Source organism: Halomonas sp. H5 (genome assembly GCF_050613175.1).
In the GTDB taxonomy this organism is placed as follows: domain Bacteria; phylum Pseudomonadota; class Gammaproteobacteria; order Pseudomonadales; family Halomonadaceae; genus Bisbaumannia; species Bisbaumannia salifodinae.
On the sequence record NZ_CP192510.1, the window covers coordinates 3,480,137 to 3,497,510 of the forward strand.

The window sequence follows — 17,374 nt, forward strand, 5'->3', positions numbered from 1 at the left end:
GCCCCGGTTCTGCCGGTCCGACGCTTCGGCGATATCGCCCGAAGGGCGATCCTGGCGACCACCAAGGCGCCTGCGGCGCCCATCGTCCGGGGAACCCGGACTCCCACACTAGCTCGCCGGAGCTGGCCGAGGCTTCACGCGGATCAGCGATGGGTGGAGAGTCAGGGCCTTAGGGACCGATGGACATAGAGATCATAGCGGCTGGTCTTGCCCTCCAGCACATGCTGGGGGGCCGGGCCGGCGATGGGCGGCGCCTTGCGCGGTCGCTTCACCACCACCCGATGGGTGGCCGTATCCAGGGCCGCCTCCAGTAGTCGCGGCGCGTCCGCGTCATCGCCGGCGAGCTCCCGGAACAGCCGCATCTCCTTCTTGACCAGCGCCGACTTGTCACGGTGGGGAAACATCGGGTCCAGGTGAATCACCTGGGGCGGGAAGTCCGTGGCCGCCAGGGTCGCCGCCAACTCCCGGCCGGCGTCGGCCCAGGCCAGGCGCATCCGCGCGACGATCTCGCCCACCTCCGGGTCGCCGGCGGCCCGGGCCAGGCCGTCCTCGAGCAGGGCGGCGATGGCCGCCACCCGCTCGACCAGCAGTACCTCGGCGCCCAGGCTGGCCAGCACGAAGGCGTCGCGGCCCAGCCCCGCGGTGGCGTCGACGATATGCGGGGTCACCCCCTTGCCGAGGCCACAGGCCTTGGCCACCAGCTGGCCTCGGCCGCCGCCGAACTGACGACGATGGGCCACCTTGCCGGCCAGGAAGTCCACCGCCAGCGGCTTGCCATAGACCCTGGGATCGCCGGCCAGCACCAGCCGGCCCGCCTCGTGGCGCAGCACCAGGGTCGCCCGCTCGCCCCGGGGCAGGCCCAGCCGCTCGGCCAGGGCGGCATCGGCCACCGCCAGGCTCGGCGGCGCCTCGGCCGGGCTCATCGGCTCTTCTTCCAGGCCACCTGATCGCGCAGATAGACCGGCTGCACCCGATGCGGCGCCTCGCCTTCGCCGGCGGCGAAGGCCTCGGCGGCCAGGCGCACCATCGCCTCGGCGCCGGGCTCCTCGTCCACCAGGCACTGCCCCACCCCGGCCTGCAGGGTGGCCGGCATGGCGTCCCACAGCGCCCAGCCGGAGCCCACGCCGACCCAGTCGCGCTCCTCCTGTCCCGCCGGCAGGGTCAGGCGCTCGGGAGGCAGCACCGCCTCCTCGCCGATCAGGGTGACTCGCCCCGCCTCGCAGTGATAGGCCGCCGCATAGACCTCGCCCATGCGCGCGTCCAGGGCCGGCAGCACATGGCGCAGGTGCAGGCGCCGATGGGCGGCCAGGGCCAGGGCCGCCAGGGTCGAGACCCCCAGCAGCGGTCGTTCCAGGCCATAAGCCAGGCCCTGGGCGGCGCCGGCGGCGATACGCAACCCGGTGAAGGAGCCGGGGCCCCGGCCATAGGCCAGGGCATCCAGGGCGCTCAGCGGCAGCCCCGCCTCGGCCAGCAGTTCCCGGGCCATGGGCAGCAGCCGACGGGTGTGTTCGCGGGGCGCCACCACGAAGCGGGCGGTCACCTCGCCGTCATGCCAGAGGGCGGCGGAACAGGCGCTCGAGGAGGCATCCAGGGCCAGCAGGGTCGACATAGGGCGGTCACGGGCGTGAAGGGTGGAGGCGGCATTATACGCCGCCCACCCGGAAGGGAAAACGACACGGAAAGAGGCCAGAACCTATCCTGGTGGCGCTGGGGATAACGCCCCTTTCCATCTGACAGGGAAAACGACACGGGCCCGCCAATGGCGAGCCCGTGATATTACCTGCGGGGCGCGACTTAGCCCTCCAGGGCCTCGATCACCTGACGGGTGATCTCGTCGACGCTGCCCACGCCCTCGACCCGGTGATAGGCCGGGGCCGCGGCGGCGTCCTGCTTGGCCCACTGCTGGTAGTAGTCGACCAGGGGCGCGGTCTGGTCATGGTAGACCGCCAGGCGGTTACGCACCGTGGCCTCCTGGTCGTCGTCACGCTGGATCAGCGCCTCGCCGGTGACGTCGTCCTTGCCGGCCTCCTTGGGCGGATTGTACTCCACGTGATAGACGCGACCGGAGCCCGGATGCACGCGGCGACCCGCCAGGCGCTTGACGATCTCCTCGTCCTCGACGGCGATCTCCAGCACATGGTCGATCTTCACCGCCGCGTCCTTCATGGCCTCGGCCTGGGGAATGGTGCGCGGGAAGCCGTCGAACAGAAAGCCATTCTCGCAGTCGGGCTGAGCGATACGCTCCTTGACCAGGGCGATGATGATCTCATCGGAGACCAGGCCACCGCTGGTCATGATCTCCTTGACCTTGAGACCCAGCTCGCTGCCTTCCTTGACCGCGGCGCGCAGCATGTCCCCGGTGGAGATCTGGGGAATCTTGAAACGCTCGCAGATGAACTGAGCCTGGGTTCCCTTGCCGGCCCCGGGGGCACCCAACAGGATAAGACGCATCAATCATGCTCCTTGAGACGAGTTGAGAAAGTTTATCGAAAAAATGGAATTCGGAGACGATACCCGGGCGGCGACGGCGACACAAGCCGGCAAGCTGTCGCACCATCCCGGCGCCGGTAGATTTTCTTCTTGAACGACAAGACGTTGTGCCACCACTAGCACTTTGGTCTGGGCGCCGTTGCATCGTCCATGTCGCTTTTGCATGGCCACAAACGCCAACGGCGCCCAGCGGGCGCCGTTGGCGGGACTCACGTCCGGCCTAACTCACAGCAGCAGGCGACGGATATCCGTCAGCACCTGGCCGAGGAAGGCGGTGAAGCGCGCCGCATCGGCGCCATTGACCGCCCGGTGGTCGTAGGAGAGCGACAGCGGCATCATCAGCCGCGGCGCGAACTCGCTGCCATTCCACACCGGCTTCATCGACGCCTTGGAGACGCCGAGGATGGCGACCTCCGGGGCGTTGACGATGGGCGTGAAGGCGGTACCGCCGATGGAGCCCAGGCTGGAGATGGTGAAGCAGCCACCGGTCATCTCCTCGCGCTTGAGCTTCTTCGACTGGGCCTTGCCGGCCAGTTCCACGGTCTCCTTGGCCAGCTCGATCAGCGACTTCTTGTCGGCGTCGCGGACCACCGGCACCATCAGGCCATCCGGGGTGTCCACGGCGATGCCGATATGCACGTACTTCTTGTGCACCAGGGTCTCGCCGTCGCTCTTCAGGCTGACGTTGAACTGCGGGAACTTGCGCAGCGCGAAGGCACAGGCCTTGATCAGGAAGGGCAGCGGCGTGAGCTTGGCGCCCTGGGCCTCCGCCTCGGCCTTCATCGACTTGCGGAAGGCCTCCAGCTCGGTGATGTCCGCCTCGTCGAACTGAGTGACGTGGGGCACGTTGAGCCAGCTGCGATGCAGGTTGGTGGCGCCCATCTTCATCAGGCGACCCATCGGCTTCTCTTCGATCTCGCCGAACTGACTGAAGTCCTGATCGGGAATCGGCGGGATGCCGGCGCCAGAAGCGGCGGGCGCCGCGGCCTGGCCCTTGCCCTGGTTGGCGATCGCCTGCTTGACGTAGCCGTGGACGTCCTCCTTGAGGATCCGCCCCTTGGGCCCGCTGGGGGTCACCTGGGTGAGATCGACGCCCAGCTCGCGGGCCAGCATGCGCACCGCCGGACCGGCATGCACGCGCTTGCCGTCACGGGCCTGGCCGGTGGCGGGCTGCCCCGCGGCCAGGCCGGTAGCGGGTGCCGCGGGCTTGGCGGCCTGGGGCGCCGGCTTGGCCGGCTCCGCCGCGGCCTGCGGGGCCGGGGCGGCCTGCTTGGCCGGCTGGGCGGCGGGGGCGCCGGCGGTCTCGATCACGCCGATCAGGTCGCCTTCGCTGAGGGTGTCACCCTCTTTCACCGACAGCTCGACGATCTTGCCCTTGTAGGGGCTCGGCACATCCATGGAGGCCTTGTCGGACTCCAGGGTGACCAGGGCATCTTCCTCGTCCACCTCGTCGCCCACGGCCACGGCGATCTCGATCACCGGCACGTCGCTGGAACCGGAAAGGTCGGGGACCCGAATCTCCTTGCGCTGGGGCTCGCCGCTGGCGGCCGGGGCTTCCTCGGCGGGCGCCGGAGCCGCTTCCTGGGCCGGGGCGGCCTGGGGCTGCGGCGCCGGGGCGGCTTCCTCGGCGCCGCCCTCGATCTCGACGGTGCCGATCAGGTCGCCCTCGGAGACGCTGTCACCGACCTTGACGGCCAGGCTGAGCAGCTTGCCGCCATGGGGGCTGGGCACGTCCATGGAGGCCTTGTCGGACTCCAGGGTGATCAGGGTGTCTTCCTCGGCGATCTCCTCGCCTTCGGCCACCGCCACCTCGATGATCTCCACCTCCGAGGAGCCGCCCAGGTCGGGGACCCGGATCTCCACGGTCTGCTTGCCACCGGCGGGCTTGGCCGCGGGCTTGGCTTCCTCGGCGGCCGGCGCCGCGGGGGCGGACGCCTGCGGCTCGGCCTCGGCCGGCGCGGGCTCGGCGTCGCCGCCACCCTCGGCTTCCAGCTCGAGGATATCGTCACCCTCGGAGACGCTATCGCCCTCCTTGACCAGGACCTTCACGACCTTGCCGCCCTTGGGGGACGGCACGTCCATGCTGGCCTTGTCGGATTCCAGGGTAATCAGGGTGTCTTCGGCCTCGATCACATCACCTTCGGACACCGCGATCTCGATGATTTCGACACCTTCGCTTCCGCCGATGTCGGGGACTTTGATGATTTCGCTACTCAAGGTCGCGCTCCTCTCGAATCTTGCGTGCCGCAGGCGCCGCCTCCCGTCTGGGGAGGCGCCGGTCGCACCGGCCGGCGCCTGCTGCTAGCTGGTCAACGGCTCACACCGACAAGGGGTTGGGCTTGCTCGGATCGATGCCGTACTTCTTGATCGCTTCGCTGACCACCTTGCGGTCCAGCTCGCCCCGGTCGGCCAACGCCTTGAGCGCGGCCACGGTAACGAAGTAGCGGTCGACCTCGAAGAAGTGACGCAGCTTCTCGCGGGTATCGGAACGCCCGAAGCCGTCGGTACCCAGCACGGTGTAGTCGGTGGGCACCCAGGCACGCACCTGGTCGGCGAACAGCTTCATGTAGTCGGTGGAGGCGATGGCCGGGCCTTCGCGACCTTCCAGACACTGGGTGATATGCGGCTTGCCGGGCGCGTCTTCCGGATGCAGGAAGGCCTGACGGTCGACTTCCAGGGCCTCGCGACGCAGCTCGTTGAAGCTGGTGACGCTCCAGATATCGGCGCCGATGCCCCATTCCTCGGCGAGCATCTCGGCGGCGGCCTCGACCTCGCGGAGGATGGTGCCGGAGCCCAGCAGCTGAACGCGACCCTTCTCGCCCTGGGTCTCGCGCAGCAGGTACATGCCCTTGATGATCTCCTCGGCCGGAATGGTCTCCAGCTCCGGATGCTCGTAGTTCTCGTTCATCACCGACAGGTAGTAGAAGCAGTTCTCCTTGTCGGCGAACATGCGCTTCAGGCCGTCCTGGACGATCACCGCCACCTCGTGGGCATAGGTGGGGTCGTAGCTGCGGCAGTTGGGGATGGTGGAGGCCAGGATATGACCGTGACCATCCTGGTGCTGCAGGCCCTCGCCGTTGAGGGTGGTGCGCCCGGCGGTACCACCGACCAGGAAGCCGCGGGCCTGCAGGTCACCGGCGGCCCAGGCCAGGTCGCCGATACGCTGGAAGCCGAACATCGAGTAGTAGACGTAGAACGGCAGCAGCGTCAGGTTGTTGTTCGAGTAGGAGGTAGCGGCGGCGATCCAGGCGGACATGGCACCGGCCTCGGAGATGCCCTCCTCGAGGATCTGGCCCTTCTTGTCCTCCCGGTAGAACATGATCTGGCCCTTGTCCACCGGCTCGTACTTCTGCCCCTCGGAGGTGTAGATACCGAGCTGACGGAACATGCCCTCCATGCCGAAGGTGCGCGCCTCGTCGGGGATGATCGGCACCACCTGCTTGCCGATCTTCTTGTCCTTCACCAGGCCATTGAGGACCCGCACGAAGGCCATGGTGGTGGAGACTTCACGGCCCTTGGAGCCGCCGGTCTGGGAGGCGAAGATCTTGTCCTCCAGGGAGGGGATCTCCAGCGCCTGGAAGTCGCTGCGACGGCTCGGCAGGTAGCCGCCCAGGCGCTCGCGCTGCAGGTGCATGTACTTCATTTCCGGGGAGTCGTCCGCCGGCTTGTAGTACGGCACGTCCTTGAGCTGTTCGTCGGTAATGGGGATACCGAAGCGGTCGCGGAAGCGCTGGAGGGCCTCGTACTCCATGCTCTTGAGCTGGTGGGACTCGTTGGCCGCCTCGCCGTCGTCGGCGCCCATGCCATAGCCCTTGACGGTGTGGGCCAGGATCACGGTGGGGCGCCCGTTGGCGTTATTGACCGCCTCATGGTAGGCCGCATAGACCTTATAGGGGTCGTGGCCGCCGCGGTTGAGGCGCCAGATGTCCTCGTCGGACATGTCCTTGACCAGCTCGGCGGTCTCCGGGTACTTGCCGAAGAAATGCTCGCGGGTGTAGGCACCGCCGTTGGCCTTGTAGTTCTGGTAGTCGCCGTCGACCGCCTCGTCCATGCGCTTCTGCAGCACGCCCTTCTTGTCCTGCTCGAAGAGCGGATCCCAGAAGCGGCCCCAGACGACCTTCTGGACGTTCCAGCCGGCACCGCGGAAGACGCCTTCCAGCTCGTCCATGATCCGCGAGTTGCCGCGCACCGGGCCGTCGAGGCGCTGCAGGTTGCAGTTGATCACGAAGATCAGGTTGTCGAGCTTCTCGCGGCTGGCCAGGTGGATGGCCCCCAGGGATTCCGGCTCGTCGCACTCGCCATCGCCCATGAAGCACCAGATCTTGCGATCGTGCATGTCCTTCATTTCGCGGGAGTGCAGGTACTTCATGACGTGGGCTTGGTAGATGGCCTGAATCGGCCCCAGGCCCATGGAGACGGTGGGGAACTGCCAGAAGTCCGGCATCAGCCAGGGGTGCGGATAGGAGGAGAGGCCATCGCCATCCACTTCCTGGCGGAACTTGTCCATCTGCGCTTCGGAGAGACGCCCCTCCAGGAAGGCACGCGCATAGATGCCCGGCGCCACATGGCCCTGGATATAGACCAGGTCGCCCTCGAAATCGCCGTTGGGGGCGCGGAAGAAGTGGTTGAAGCCCACATCATAGAGGGTCGCCGCCGACATGAAGCTGGCGATATGGCCGCCCACGCCCGGGTTCGCGCGGTTGTTGCGAATCACCTGGGCGATGGCGTTGTAGCGGATCAAAGAGCGAATACGCCGCTCCATGAACAGATCGCCGGGCATGTGCGCCTCGCGGTGCACCGGGATGCTGTTACGGTGGGGGGTCGTCACCGAGAAGGGTACCTGCATGCCATCGCGACGCAGACGGTCGGCCAGGTTGCTCAGCAGGTATTGGGCGCGATCCTCGCCCTCGCGATCCAGTACGGACTCCAGGGATTCCAACCATTCCTGGGTTTCGACCGGATCAAGATCTTCTCTTGCCTCCAGACTCATAGACGTCTCTCCAAATGAAGATTTTTTGTCAGTCTGCCCTCACCCGGGGGTCGAGGGGCGTGTGGCGCTCTTCAGTGCGGGCGCGGCCTTCTGGTGGGCCGCATCTCCGGAAAAGGTAGGCTGTAGTTTCTTTACAGACCGGCGTCGATGACGCATGAATTCCGGCATGAAGATACCGCAAACGCTGGCTTGTGCCAATGACAACGAATATGGAAATTTTTTCCACATACGTCATTGCACTGCAACACAAGGCGTTGTGCCTGCCTCGGGACAGCCTAGACCAAGGCGCAATGCCTTGTAGTCAAGCTACAGGATTTCGGCCGTCAGGCAGCGCCTCAGGTAGGCCCAGTCGAAGGCCGGCCCCGGGTCGGTCTTGCGCAGGGGAGCGATGCGCGCATGGCTGGTGAAGCGTCGAGGCGTGATCTCGGGATAGGCATGGCAGAGGTCGGCGAGGACCCGGGCCAGGGTGCGGTACTGGGCGTCCCGGTAGGGGGAGACCTCGTCCCCCTCCAGCTCGATGCCTACCGAGAAGTCGTTGAGCTCGCTCCGCCAACGCCGGCCGTCGCACCAGCGCGAGCGGCCGGCGTGCCAGGCACGCCGATCGAAGGGCACGAACTGTACCGCCTCGCCGTCGCGGCGAATCAACAGGTGCGCCGAGACCCGGAGGCCGGCGATCTCGGCGAAGAAGGGGTGCGCCTCGGGGTCCAGGGTATTGGTGAAGAGGCGCTCGATATGCTCGCCGCCGAACTCCCCCGGCGGCAGGCTGATGGAGTGCAGCACCACCGCCGAGACCTCTCCCGTCGGTCGCGCATTATGGTTGGGCGAGATCACCCGCCGCGCCGATTGCCACCAGCCCTGTTCGATCATCTCGCCTCCCCCGACCTCGATTCCCTATAATGGCGGCCAGTATGGCATATCCCCTCACCAGCCCGGAGCCAGGCCCCATGCATTACCACCAAGCCCTCGCCGAAGAGATTCGTGACGCCGCCGCCCGGCTGCTGGCGGAGGACGTCGGCCCCGGCGATATCACCGCCGAGCTGATCCCCGCCCAGCAGTGGGCCAAGGCCCGGGTGCTGACCCGGGAGGCCTGCGTGCTGTGCGGCGTGGCCTGGGTCGACGAGATCTTCCGCCGCCTGGATGCCCGGGTCAGCCTGCGCTGGCACGCCGCCGACGGCGACCGCCTGGAAGCCGATAGCGTCTTCCTGGAGCTGGAAGGGCCGGCCCGCACCCTGCTCACCGGCGAGCGGGCGGCGCTCAACCTGCTGCAGACCCTCTCCGCCACCGCCAGCCGTACCCGCCACTATGTGGACCTGCTGCAGGGTACCGGGGTTCGCCTGCTGGATACCCGCAAGACCCTGCCGGGGCTGCGCCTGGCTCAGAAGTATGCGGTGACCTGCGGCGGCGGCCATAACCATCGTATCGGCCTCTATGATGCCTTCCTGATCAAGGAGAATCATATCGCCGCCTGCGGCGGCATCGCCGCGGCGGTGAGGGAGGCCCGGGATATCGCCAACGACCTGCCGGTGGAGGTGGAGGTGGAGACCTTCGACGAACTGGATCAGGCCCTGGCCGCGGGGGCCGATATCATCATGCTCGACAACTTCGACCTGGGAGCGCTGCGCGAGGCGGTGACCCGCACCGCCGGCCGCGCCACCCTGGAGGCCTCCGGCAATGTCGACGAGACGACCCTGCGCGCCATCGCCGAGACCGGCGTGGACTGCATCTCCAGCGGCGCCCTGACCAAGGGGGTGGAGGCCATCGACCTGTCGATGCGCCTCACCGAGACCTGGGAGGCCCGCTAGGGCATGGTCACGTCACCGGCGAGCCAGACCTTCGCCCTGGAGGCCATCGGCCGTATCGAGAGCGACTACCCGGACAAGTTCGGCATCCCCCGCCAGCCGGGCCTGGCCCCGGCGGCCCGCGCCGAGCTGGTGCTCGAGGGCGCCTATGCCGACCCGCTGGCGGTGCGCGGCCTGGACGCCTTCAGCCACCTCTGGCTGACCTTCGTCTTCCACCACAGCCCCGCACGCTGGACGCCCCTGGTGCGCCCGCCGCGGCTGGGGGGTAACGCCAAGGTGGGGGTCTTCGCCAGCCGCAGCACCCATCGCCCCAACCGCCTGGGCCTCTCCCTGGTGGAGCTGGTCGGTATCGAGACCCGGGACGGGGTGCGCCTGCACCTGGCCGGCTGCGACCTGGTCAGCGGCACCCCGGTGCTGGATATCAAGCCCTACCTGCCCTGGGCCGAGGCGCACCCCGAGGCTCGCGCCGGCTTCGCTCCCGAGGCGCCGCCCCGGGTCCCCGTGGCCTTCGAGGCGGCGGCCCGGACGACCCTGGCGGGCCGTGCCGACGGCGACGAGCTGAGCGCGCTGATATGCCAGGTACTGGCCCAGGACCCGCGCCCCGCCTACCATCGCGAGAAGGCCGACGCCGAGCGCCTCTATGGCGTGCGCCTGCGGGATATCGACGTGCGCTTTCGCGCCGCGGACGACGGCTTCCGGGTGGTGGAGATCGTCCCCGCCTAAGACGACAACGCCCTCACCACGGATCCTGCACAGTGGCGCGGGGCTACCCTGGGGACAGGCCTTCGCGGGGCGCTGTAAACCCCTCCCTGGGCGCTACTTTTGCCACCCCTGGCAAAAAACCCCCGCTCCGCCCTGCCCCCAGCGCCCCTGAGCCATTCCGACTGCGCTGGTCATACGGGGACACAGATACGACAACGCCCTCACAAGGGAGGGCGTTATTCCGAGGGCGGCGATAGGCTCAGCTAAATTCGACGCCGATCCGGCGGCCCACTTCCTCGTAGGCCTCGATCACCCCGCCCAGGCCCTGGCGGAAACGATCCTTGTCGAGCTTCTCGCGGGTCTCGGCGTCCCACAGGCGGCAGCCGTCCGGGGAGAACTCGTCGCCCAGCACGATCTCGCCGTGGAAGAGGCCGAACTCCAGCTTGTAGTCGACCAGCAGCATGCCGCCGTCGGCGAACAGCTGCTTGAGCACCGCGTTGACCTTGAAGGTCAGCGCCTTCATCTCGGCCAGTTGCTCGGGGGTCGCCCAGCCGAAGGTCTCGGCCAGGGACTCGTTGATCATGGGGTCGCCCTTCTCGTCGTTCTTGAGAAACAACTCGAAGGTGGGCGGCGTCAGGGCCTGCCCCTCCTCCACGCCCAGCCGCTTGACCAGGCTGCCGGCGGCGATATTGCGCACCACGCATTCCACCGGAATCATCTCCAGCTTCTTGACCACGCACTCGGTATCGGAGAGCAGGGTCTCGAAGTGGGTGGGGATGCCCGCCGCCTGGAGCTTCTCCATGATAAAGGCATTGAAGCGGTTGTTGACCATGCCCTTGCGAGCCAGGGCCTCCTTCTTCTTGCCGTCGAAGGCGCTGGTGTCGTCGCGGAAGGTGAGCACCAGGCGATCCGGGTCGTCGGTGAGATAAACCGACTTGGCCTTGCCGGCGTAGAGTTCTTGACGCTTTTCCATGGGGATCTCCGAAGAGGAACGCGGATACATGCTGACCGGCATCGGCAGCGGTGTTAAGGGTCAGGCGATGGTTTGCCAGCCCAGGCCCTCGTCCTGGGCGGCCACCATCAGCCGGGCGTCGTCGCCGTCGAGCAGCGGCACCAGGGCCTCCAGGGCCAGCTCGGGGCGGTTGTTATGCTCCGAGAGGTGGGAGCAGATGATGCGCTGCAGGCGATCCAGCCCCAGTCCCTGGAGCAGCCGGGCCGCCTGCACATTGGCCAGGTGGCCCCAGTCACCCCCGACGCGGCGCTTGAGCCTCGGCGGATAGGGCCCCTCGGCGAGCAGCCGGCGATCGTGATTGCACTCCAGGATCAGCGCATCGCAGCCACGAAAGGCCTCCACCACATGGGCACTGGGGTGGCCCAGGTCGGTAAGCACCCCCAGTCGGCGCCCGGCGCCCGAGAGGCAGAATTGTACCGGTTCTCGGGCGTCATGGGGTACGGTCACCGGCTCGATTTCCAGCCCCTTGATCACGAAACGCGCCTGGGGCGTGATCCAGTGGTGCCGCGGCACCCGACCGAGGCGACCGGCGCGCCAGGTGCCCGGGGTCAGGTAGACCGGAATATCGTGACGCCGGGCCAGGGGGCCGACGCCGCCGATATGGTCGCCATGCTCATGGGTGACCAGGATGGCATCCAACTGGCGCGGGTGCAGGCCCAGGGCGGCCAGGCGCCGCTCGGCCTCACGCATGGTGAAGCCGCAGTCGATCAGCAACCGCGTCTCGCCGTCGCTGACCAGGGTGGCATTGCCCTTGCTACCGCTCCCCAGGGAGGCGAAGCTCAGGCACCCCGCCTCGGGGAGGCTCGCCTCGTCCATCAGCGCAGCAGGTCGGCGAGGCGCTCCAGCAGCTCGCGCTGATCCGCGCCGTCGAGCCCCTCGATGATGCGGACCCGGCTACCCTCGCTTCCTGCGCCCTCGACCCGCAGGCGCACCGCCCGGGGCTCGGGATCATCTCGCCAGATCGCCAGGGCGGCCAGCATCCCCTCCCCCTGTCCACGCAGGCGTTGCGGCAGGTAGGCGACCCGGAACTCCCGGGCCGTGGCGTCGCCTTCCAGCAGGCGCTGGAAGTCGGCGTCATCGAAGCGGCCGGCCAGCTGATGGTCGAGTTCGTCCCAGACCCGCTCGGCGTCCGCCGGCACGCTCAGCACCCATCCCTCGCCGGCGGGCTGCACCGCCAGGAGCGCCGCCGATGCCTCGGCGCGGGCGGCCAGGGCCGAGGCGCTGGCGCTCTGTCCCTGCATCTCGAAATAGCCGGCCAGGGCACTCAGGCAGGCGGCATGACTGCGCCCGGCGGCCTCGCAGCGTACCTCGCTGGCGCCGCCGCGCAGGGCGCTCTGCACCGTGAAGCGCCCCTGGGGGGTGGCGAGGATCCCCTGGCGGGCGTCCCGCTGTGTCACGGTCAGGCCCTGGCGCTCGACGAACTCTTCCAGCATCGGCCACACCGCCGCGGGGGCCGCGGCCACCACCAGCCAGCGGTCATCGCCGCGTTCCCGGGATTCGACGAAGGCCTCGGGAGTGTGGCGCACCGCGCTGCCCGCCGCCGGCCGGGGTGCCCCCTCCGTTGAGGCGGCGATGCGCCCCTGGGGCACGGGCATGACGCCGGCAACGGCATCGCCTCCCCCCGGCAGGCGCAGCGGCTCGGCGATCTCCGCCTCGCCGTAGTCGAGGTTGCGATCATCATAGTAACCATCGCGGGCGCAACCGGCGGTCGCCAGGGCCAGAGCCACGACCAGCGGGGTCCATTTCAGCGCAGGGTTCATGCATCCACCTTGAGTTGTCTTGCCGGTGTCGCCCGGTCTCAGGATTCGATCAGACCCGCCAGTTGCAGGGCCTCGCTCACCGTGGAGTGGTATTTCTCCGAGAGCCAGGTCAGGGGCAGGCGGATACCGGCCTCGGCCAGGCCCATGCGGTGCAGGGCCCACTTGACGGGAATCGGATTGGACTCGACGCCCAGCACGGTGTGCAGCGGCATCAGTCGGGTATTGATCTGGTGGGCCCGCTCGGCATCGCCGGCCATGGCGGTGACGCAGAGATCATGCATGGCCCGGGGCGCCACATTGGCGGTCACCGAGATATCGCCGTGGCCGCCCATCAGCATATAGTCGCAGGCGGTGCCGTCATCGCCGGAATAGAGCATGAAGTCGCTGCCCTTGAGCCGATCGATCAGCTCCTGGGCCCGCTCCAGGTTACCGGTGGCATCCTTGAGCCCGACGATATTGTCCACCTCGGCGAGGCGCAGCACCGTCTCGTTATAGAGATCGGAGCAGGTGCGTCCCGGCACGTTGTAGAGGATCACCGGCAGTTGGCTGCCCTCGGCCACCGCCTTGAAGTGGCGATAGAGCCCTTCCTGGGTGGGCTTGTTGTAGTAGGGACAGACCGACAGGCAGTAATCGGCGCCGACCTCGCTGGCATAGCGGGCCAGTTCTACCGCCTCGGAGGTGGCATTGGCACCGGTACCGGCGATCACCGGGATACGGCCGTTGACCTCCTCCACCACGGTGCGAATCACGTCGAAATGCTCGGCAAACGACATGGTGGTGGGCTCACCGGTGGTGCCGGCGGCGACGATGCCGTCGGTGCCATTCTCCAGATGGAAGTTGACCAGGCGACGCAGTGCCTCCCAGTCGATCTCGCCGTCCACCTTCATGGGCGTCGCCAGGGCGACGATACTGCCTGTGATCATTATCTTTCCTCTCCAATCGACGACCGCCTCGGCACCTGGCCGCGATTCGGCGGCACGACCCGGCTCGGCGCGGGGCGCCCAATAGGCCTAGATGGTACTCAGGCGACGAAAGTCTGTACAGAACCGAAGGCGGGCCTCAGCGGGATTGGCCCTTTACAGGGCCGGCGGCCTTGCGTGTAATCGACCCCTTCGCATGGATTTCACCGACTCAGGAGACTCGTCATGAGCGTCAGCATCGGTCAGCCCGTTCCCGATTTCACCGCCCAGGCCACCGGCGACACCACCGTCAGCCTCGCCGAGCTGAAGGGGAAGCAGGTGGTGATCTACTTCTACCCCAAGGCCAGCACCCCGGGCTGCACCACCGAGGGGGGCGACTTCCGCGACCGCAAGGCGGAGTTCGAGGCCGCCAACACGGTGGTCCTCGGCGTCTCCCGGGACGGCATCCGTGCCCAGGAGAACTTCAAGGCCAAGCAGGGCTTCAATTTCGAACTGATCTCCGACAAGGACGAGGCGGTCTGCCACTTGTTCGACGTCATCAAGCTCAAGAAGCTCTACGGCAAGGAGCACTTAGGGATAGAGCGCAGTACCTTCCTGATCGACGCCGACGGCAAGCTGGCCCGGGAGTGGCGCAAGGTCAAGGTGGCCGGCCATGCCCAGGAAGTGCTGGAGGCGGCCCAGGCGCTCGCCGGCTAAGGCGACTAGGCGTCGTCCCCCTGGTTCGCCGATAGGCTCTCGAGGCGCTCCTGGATCCCCCGTGGCCAGGCATAGACCAGCGCCTTGAGAAGGGTGGCCAGGGGAATGGCGAAGAAGATCCCCCAGAAGCCCCAGATGCCGCCGAAGAACAGCACCGCCACGATGATCGATACCGGATGCAGGTTGACCGCCTCGGAGAACAGCACCGGTACCAGCACATTGCCGTCCAGGGCCTGGATGACCCCATAGGCCAGCACCACATAGAGGAACTGGTCGCTCAGGCCGAAGTGGAACCCCGCCACCGCCGCCACCGGCAGGGTGGCCACGGCGGCGCCGATATAGGGCACCAGCACCGAGAAACCCACCAGCACCCCCAGCAGCGCCGAATAGGGCAGCCCGAAGAAGGCGAACGTCAGGAAGGCCACGCTGCCGACGATAATGATCTCGATAAACTTGCCGCGCACATAGTTGGCGATCTGGGCATCCATTTCCCGCCAGATTCGCGTCATCAGGTCGCGCCGGCGAGGCAGCATCAGCAGCAGGAAGCCCACCAGCCGCTCGCGGTCCTTGAGCATGAAGAAGACCAGGATCGGCACCAGCACCAGGTAGATGATCAGATCGAGCAAGTTGCCCAGGGAGGCCAATGACAGGCTCAGGGCCCGCTGCCCCACCTGGGTCAGCTCGCGCCCGGCCATGGCGATCCACTCCTGCACCTGATCCGGGGTCACCAGGTTGGGGTAACGCATCTGCAGCTCATCCAGCCACCGCTGGCTGCTGGCGAACATCCGCGGTATCTCCTGGAGCAGGGTCACCAGCTGATTCCAGATCAGCGGCATCAGGATCAGGGCCATGGCCAGCAGCAGGCCGATAAAGCCCAGGAAGACCAGGATCACCGCCAGCAGATGGGGCAGGCGACGGCGCTCCAGCCAGTTCACCGCCCCCTGCAGCAGGAAGGCGATCACCAGGGCGGTAAAGAAGGGCGCCAGCATCTTGCCGAACCAGATCACCGCGGCGAAGCCGAGCACCAGCACCACCAGCAGGATCACCGCCTCCTCGTCGGAGAAATAGTGCTCGATCCAGCCCTTGAAGACGGACCTGAGGGTCATGAGGCACTGTCTCCGTCGGCCTTGCGCAGCCAGTAATGGTAGACGCCGTCGCGTTCTTCGCGGGCTTCCAGGCGATGCCCGCTATGCGCCACGAAGGTCTCGAAATCGGCCCAGGAGCCGGCATCGGTGGCTCGCACCTCCAACAATTGCCCGGGCGCCAGGCGAGCGAGCGCCTGCTTGGCCTTGAGCAGCGGCAGCGGGCAAGGCAGACCGCAGGCATCGAGAAGGTCATCGGGTTGCAGCGCCATGGGTTCTCCCGGAATACTGGATAAAGACAGGCAGGGACAGGGCCCTCGGCCCTCAACACTAGTGACGGCTCGCCAGGATAGGTGGCAGGCCCCAGGATTTAAAGGCACTTTGCCGCATGAATCAATGTCAGAACAAGGCCCCCGCCCCTTCCATTCACCGCCCGGGACACCTCATGCCACGCACCCTCGCCCCCCTGCTCCTCGCCGCCACCCTGCTGCTGGGCGGCGGTACCGCCCTTCTGGCCCAGGCCGACGATGCCGGCCTGCCCAGCCTGGGCGGAGCCCATGCCAGCCTGTCCCTGAGCGAAGAGCACCGCCTGGGCCGCGCCTGGCTGCGTCAGTTTCGGGCCCGGGCGCCGCTCTGGCACGATGCCCACGCCCAGGCCTATGTGGAGCGCCAGATCGCCCGCCTGGCCCCCCACAGCGACCTGCCCGACTCCCGCACCCTGGTGGCGCTGGTGGATAGCCACCAGCTCAATGCCTTCGCCGTGCCCGGGGGCGTGGTGGGGGTCAACGCGGGCCTGTTCGCCTTCGCCGAGGATGGCGATGCCTTCGCCTCGGTGATCGCCCACGAGCTGGGCCACCTCTCGCAGCGCCACCACGCGCGTCGCATGGAGCGGGCCGAGCAGACCCAGGTACCGGCCATGGCCGCCTTCCTGGCCGGCATGCTGATCGCCGCCAGCGGCGGCGGCGACGCCGGCATGGGGGTGGCCATGGGCTCCCAGGCGGCCTTTATCCAGGACCAGCTCGCCTATTCCCGGCGCTTCGAGCAGGAAGCCGACCGCATCGGCCTGCAGGCCATGGCCCAGGCCGGCATCGATCCTCAGGCCATGGTGCGCATGCTGCGCGCCATGCATCGCCTGGTCAGCCTGCAAGGCGGCATGCCGCCGGAGTTCCTGCTCACCCACCCCCTCACCGAGTCACGGCTCGGCGACGTGGAGGCCCGGGCCGGCCAACTCAGCGTCGAGCGCACCCGGGACGAGGGCCCGCTCTATGCCATGATCCGTGCCCGGGCCCTGCTGACCCTTCATCGCCATGAGCCACGCCGCGCCCTGACCCGGCTGGAGGGGGCCGATGCCCAGGCGCGCCGCTACCTCGAGGCGCTGATCGCCGCCGAGGAGGGCAATGTGGATGCGGCCCTATCGCAACTGGATGCCCTGGCTCGGGAGCTGCCCGATCTGGCCCTGCTGCCGGCCAGCGCCGCCGAGGAGGCCTTCGCGGCGGGTCGCATCGAGGAGGCCCTGGAACGCAGCCAACGGCTACTGCGCCTGATGCCCGACTACCTGCCCACCCAGCGCCTTTATGCCGAGGCCCTGCTGCATCAGGATGCCGATCAGGCTTATCACGCCCTGCGCCGCCTCACCGAGCAGTACCCCGAGGAGCCCCAACTCTTCACCCTGCTCGCCGAGGCCGCCGGACGCAGCGGGCGCGAGGCCTGGGGCCACCTGGCCCGAGCCGAGCATCTGCAGCTCACCGGCGAGATCGATCGCGCCATTCGCCAGTTGGAGATCGCCGAGCGGGTGGCCGGTATCGCCGGCGACCCCAGTGCCACGGCGCGGATAGCGCAGCGCCGCGACGACTTCCTCGGCTATCGGGAAACGCTGGAGAAGTTTCAGTAATGCCGCAAGCCATCACAGCATATGAGAGGCGG

The 17,374-nt window shown here is 67.8% G+C and carries 16 protein-coding genes; 4 read left to right on the plus strand and 12 right to left on the minus strand.

Features of this window, described 5'->3' with window-relative positions; all coding sequences use genetic code 11:
- Positions 1-161 precede the first annotated feature (161 nt).
- The 6 genes from ACQ1W9_RS16020 to ampD form a co-directional block, all read right to left on the minus strand.
- Positions 162-923 (minus strand): class I SAM-dependent methyltransferase, encoded by a 762-nt coding sequence (locus ACQ1W9_RS16020; RefSeq protein ID WP_431024249.1) that lies wholly within the window; start codon positions 921-923, stop codon positions 162-164.
- Positions 920-1,609 (minus strand): tRNA (adenosine(37)-N6)-threonylcarbamoyltransferase complex dimerization subunit type 1 TsaB, encoded by a 690-nt coding sequence (tsaB, locus tag ACQ1W9_RS16025; RefSeq protein WP_431024250.1) that lies wholly within the window; start codon positions 1,607-1,609, stop codon positions 920-922. Before tsaB ends, ACQ1W9_RS16020 begins: the two co-directional genes overlap by 4 nt.
- 185 nt (positions 1,610-1,794) lie before the next feature.
- Positions 1,795-2,451, minus strand: coding sequence for an adenylate kinase (gene adk, locus ACQ1W9_RS16030; RefSeq protein WP_346062570.1), 657 nt, complete (start codon positions 2,449-2,451; stop codon positions 1,795-1,797).
- A 264-nt stretch (positions 2,452-2,715) separates the two neighbouring features.
- Positions 2,716-4,707 (minus strand): dihydrolipoyllysine-residue acetyltransferase, encoded by a 1,992-nt coding sequence (gene aceF / locus ACQ1W9_RS16035; RefSeq protein WP_431024251.1) that lies wholly within the window; start codon positions 4,705-4,707, stop codon positions 2,716-2,718.
- 100 nt (positions 4,708-4,807) lie between these two features.
- Positions 4,808-7,480 (minus strand): pyruvate dehydrogenase (acetyl-transferring), homodimeric type, encoded by a 2,673-nt coding sequence (gene aceE, locus ACQ1W9_RS16040; protein ID WP_346062572.1) that lies wholly within the window; start codon positions 7,478-7,480, stop codon positions 4,808-4,810.
- Positions 7,481-7,786: 306 nt separating this feature from the next.
- Positions 7,787-8,347, minus strand: a complete 561-nt coding sequence (ampD, locus tag ACQ1W9_RS16045) for a 1,6-anhydro-N-acetylmuramyl-L-alanine amidase AmpD (RefSeq protein WP_431024252.1) — start codon at positions 8,345-8,347, stop codon at positions 7,787-7,789.
- 77 nt (positions 8,348-8,424) lie between these two features.
- Between ampD and nadC the strand changes: the two genes are divergently transcribed.
- Together nadC and tsaA are read left to right on the plus strand one after the other, a co-directional pair.
- Positions 8,425-9,282, plus strand: a complete 858-nt coding sequence (nadC, locus tag ACQ1W9_RS16050; protein ID WP_346062574.1) for a carboxylating nicotinate-nucleotide diphosphorylase — start codon at positions 8,425-8,427, stop codon at positions 9,280-9,282.
- A gap of 3 nt (positions 9,283-9,285) precedes the next feature.
- Positions 9,286-10,002, plus strand: coding sequence for a tRNA (N6-threonylcarbamoyladenosine(37)-N6)-methyltransferase TrmO (tsaA, locus tag ACQ1W9_RS16055; RefSeq protein ID WP_431024253.1), 717 nt, complete (start codon positions 9,286-9,288; stop codon positions 10,000-10,002).
- 238 nt (positions 10,003-10,240) lie between these two features.
- On the opposite strand, the gene purC is transcribed toward tsaA, so the two are convergent.
- Genes purC through dapA form a run of 4 tightly spaced genes read right to left on the minus strand, consistent with a single transcriptional unit; the run spans position 10,241 to position 13,676 of the window.
- Positions 10,241-10,954, minus strand: coding sequence for a phosphoribosylaminoimidazolesuccinocarboxamide synthase (purC, locus tag ACQ1W9_RS16060; RefSeq protein WP_431024254.1), 714 nt, complete (start codon positions 10,952-10,954; stop codon positions 10,241-10,243).
- A gap of 60 nt (positions 10,955-11,014) precedes the next feature.
- Complete coding sequence (locus ACQ1W9_RS16065) at positions 11,015-11,809, minus strand: MBL fold metallo-hydrolase (protein ID WP_431024255.1); 795 nt, start codon at positions 11,807-11,809, stop codon at positions 11,015-11,017.
- Positions 11,809-12,753 (minus strand): lipoprotein, NlpB, encoded by a 945-nt coding sequence (locus ACQ1W9_RS16070; protein WP_431024256.1) that lies wholly within the window; start codon positions 12,751-12,753, stop codon positions 11,809-11,811. The genes ACQ1W9_RS16065 and ACQ1W9_RS16070 overlap by 1 nt, the downstream gene beginning before the upstream one ends.
- Before the next feature lie 38 nt (positions 12,754-12,791).
- On the minus strand, positions 12,792-13,676 hold the full coding sequence (gene dapA, locus ACQ1W9_RS16075) for a 4-hydroxy-tetrahydrodipicolinate synthase (RefSeq protein WP_346062579.1): 885 nt from the start codon (positions 13,674-13,676) through the stop codon (positions 12,792-12,794).
- A 222-nt stretch (positions 13,677-13,898) separates the two neighbouring features.
- On the opposite strand from dapA, the gene ACQ1W9_RS16080 reads away from it, so the two are divergent.
- The gene (locus ACQ1W9_RS16080) at positions 13,899-14,369 is read left to right on the plus strand and encodes a peroxiredoxin (RefSeq protein ID WP_346062580.1); all 471 of its coding nucleotides are present in this window, start codon (positions 13,899-13,901) and stop codon (positions 14,367-14,369) included.
- Positions 14,370-14,374: 5 nt separating this feature from the next.
- Here ACQ1W9_RS16080 and ACQ1W9_RS16085 read toward each other — a convergent pair whose 3' ends face one another.
- Positions 14,375-15,475, minus strand: coding sequence for an AI-2E family transporter (locus tag ACQ1W9_RS16085; protein ID WP_346062581.1), 1,101 nt, complete (start codon positions 15,473-15,475; stop codon positions 14,375-14,377).
- Positions 15,472-15,723: a sulfurtransferase TusA family protein gene (locus ACQ1W9_RS16090; protein WP_431024257.1), complete on the minus strand. Its 252-nt coding sequence runs from the start codon at positions 15,721-15,723 to the stop codon at positions 15,472-15,474. Before ACQ1W9_RS16090 ends, ACQ1W9_RS16085 begins: the two co-directional genes overlap by 4 nt.
- A gap of 173 nt (positions 15,724-15,896) precedes the next feature.
- Here ACQ1W9_RS16090 and ACQ1W9_RS16095 point away from each other — a divergent pair, with 173 nt between their 5' ends.
- On the plus strand, positions 15,897-17,342 hold the full coding sequence (locus ACQ1W9_RS16095; RefSeq protein WP_431024258.1) for a M48 family metalloprotease: 1,446 nt from the start codon (positions 15,897-15,899) through the stop codon (positions 17,340-17,342).
- The last annotated feature ends 32 nt before the right edge of the window (positions 17,343-17,374 follow it).

Coding starts and splice junctions, on each gene's coding strand:
- ACQ1W9_RS16020 (WP_431024249.1), bottom strand. CDS start 923: ATGAGCCCGGCCGAGGCGCCGCCGAGCCTGGCGGTGGCCGATGCCGCC.
- tsaB (WP_431024250.1), bottom strand. CDS start 1,609: ATGTCGACCCTGCTGGCCCTGGATGCCTCCTCGAGCGCCTGTTCCGCC.
- adk (WP_346062570.1), bottom strand. CDS start 2,451: ATGCGTCTTATCCTGTTGGGTGCCCCCGGGGCCGGCAAGGGAACCCAG.
- aceE (WP_346062572.1), bottom strand. CDS start 7,480: ATGAGTCTGGAGGCAAGAGAAGATCTTGATCCGGTCGAAACCCAGGAA.
- ampD (WP_431024252.1), bottom strand. CDS start 8,347: ATGATCGAACAGGGCTGGTGGCAATCGGCGCGGCGGGTGATCTCGCCC.
- nadC (WP_346062574.1), top strand. CDS start 8,425: ATGCATTACCACCAAGCCCTCGCCGAAGAGATTCGTGACGCCGCCGCC.
- tsaA (WP_431024253.1), top strand. CDS start 9,286: ATGGTCACGTCACCGGCGAGCCAGACCTTCGCCCTGGAGGCCATCGGC.
- purC (WP_431024254.1), bottom strand. CDS start 10,954: ATGGAAAAGCGTCAAGAACTCTACGCCGGCAAGGCCAAGTCGGTTTAT.
- ACQ1W9_RS16065 (WP_431024255.1), bottom strand. CDS start 11,809: ATGGACGAGGCGAGCCTCCCCGAGGCGGGGTGCCTGAGCTTCGCCTCC.
- ACQ1W9_RS16070 (WP_431024256.1), bottom strand. CDS start 12,753: ATGAACCCTGCGCTGAAATGGACCCCGCTGGTCGTGGCTCTGGCCCTG.
- dapA (WP_346062579.1), bottom strand. CDS start 13,676: ATGATCACAGGCAGTATCGTCGCCCTGGCGACGCCCATGAAGGTGGAC.
- ACQ1W9_RS16080 (WP_346062580.1), top strand. CDS start 13,899: ATGAGCGTCAGCATCGGTCAGCCCGTTCCCGATTTCACCGCCCAGGCC.
- ACQ1W9_RS16085 (WP_346062581.1), bottom strand. CDS start 15,475: ATGACCCTCAGGTCCGTCTTCAAGGGCTGGATCGAGCACTATTTCTCC.
- ACQ1W9_RS16090 (WP_431024257.1), bottom strand. CDS start 15,723: ATGGCGCTGCAACCCGATGACCTTCTCGATGCCTGCGGTCTGCCTTGC.
- ACQ1W9_RS16095 (WP_431024258.1), top strand. CDS start 15,897: ATGCCACGCACCCTCGCCCCCCTGCTCCTCGCCGCCACCCTGCTGCTG.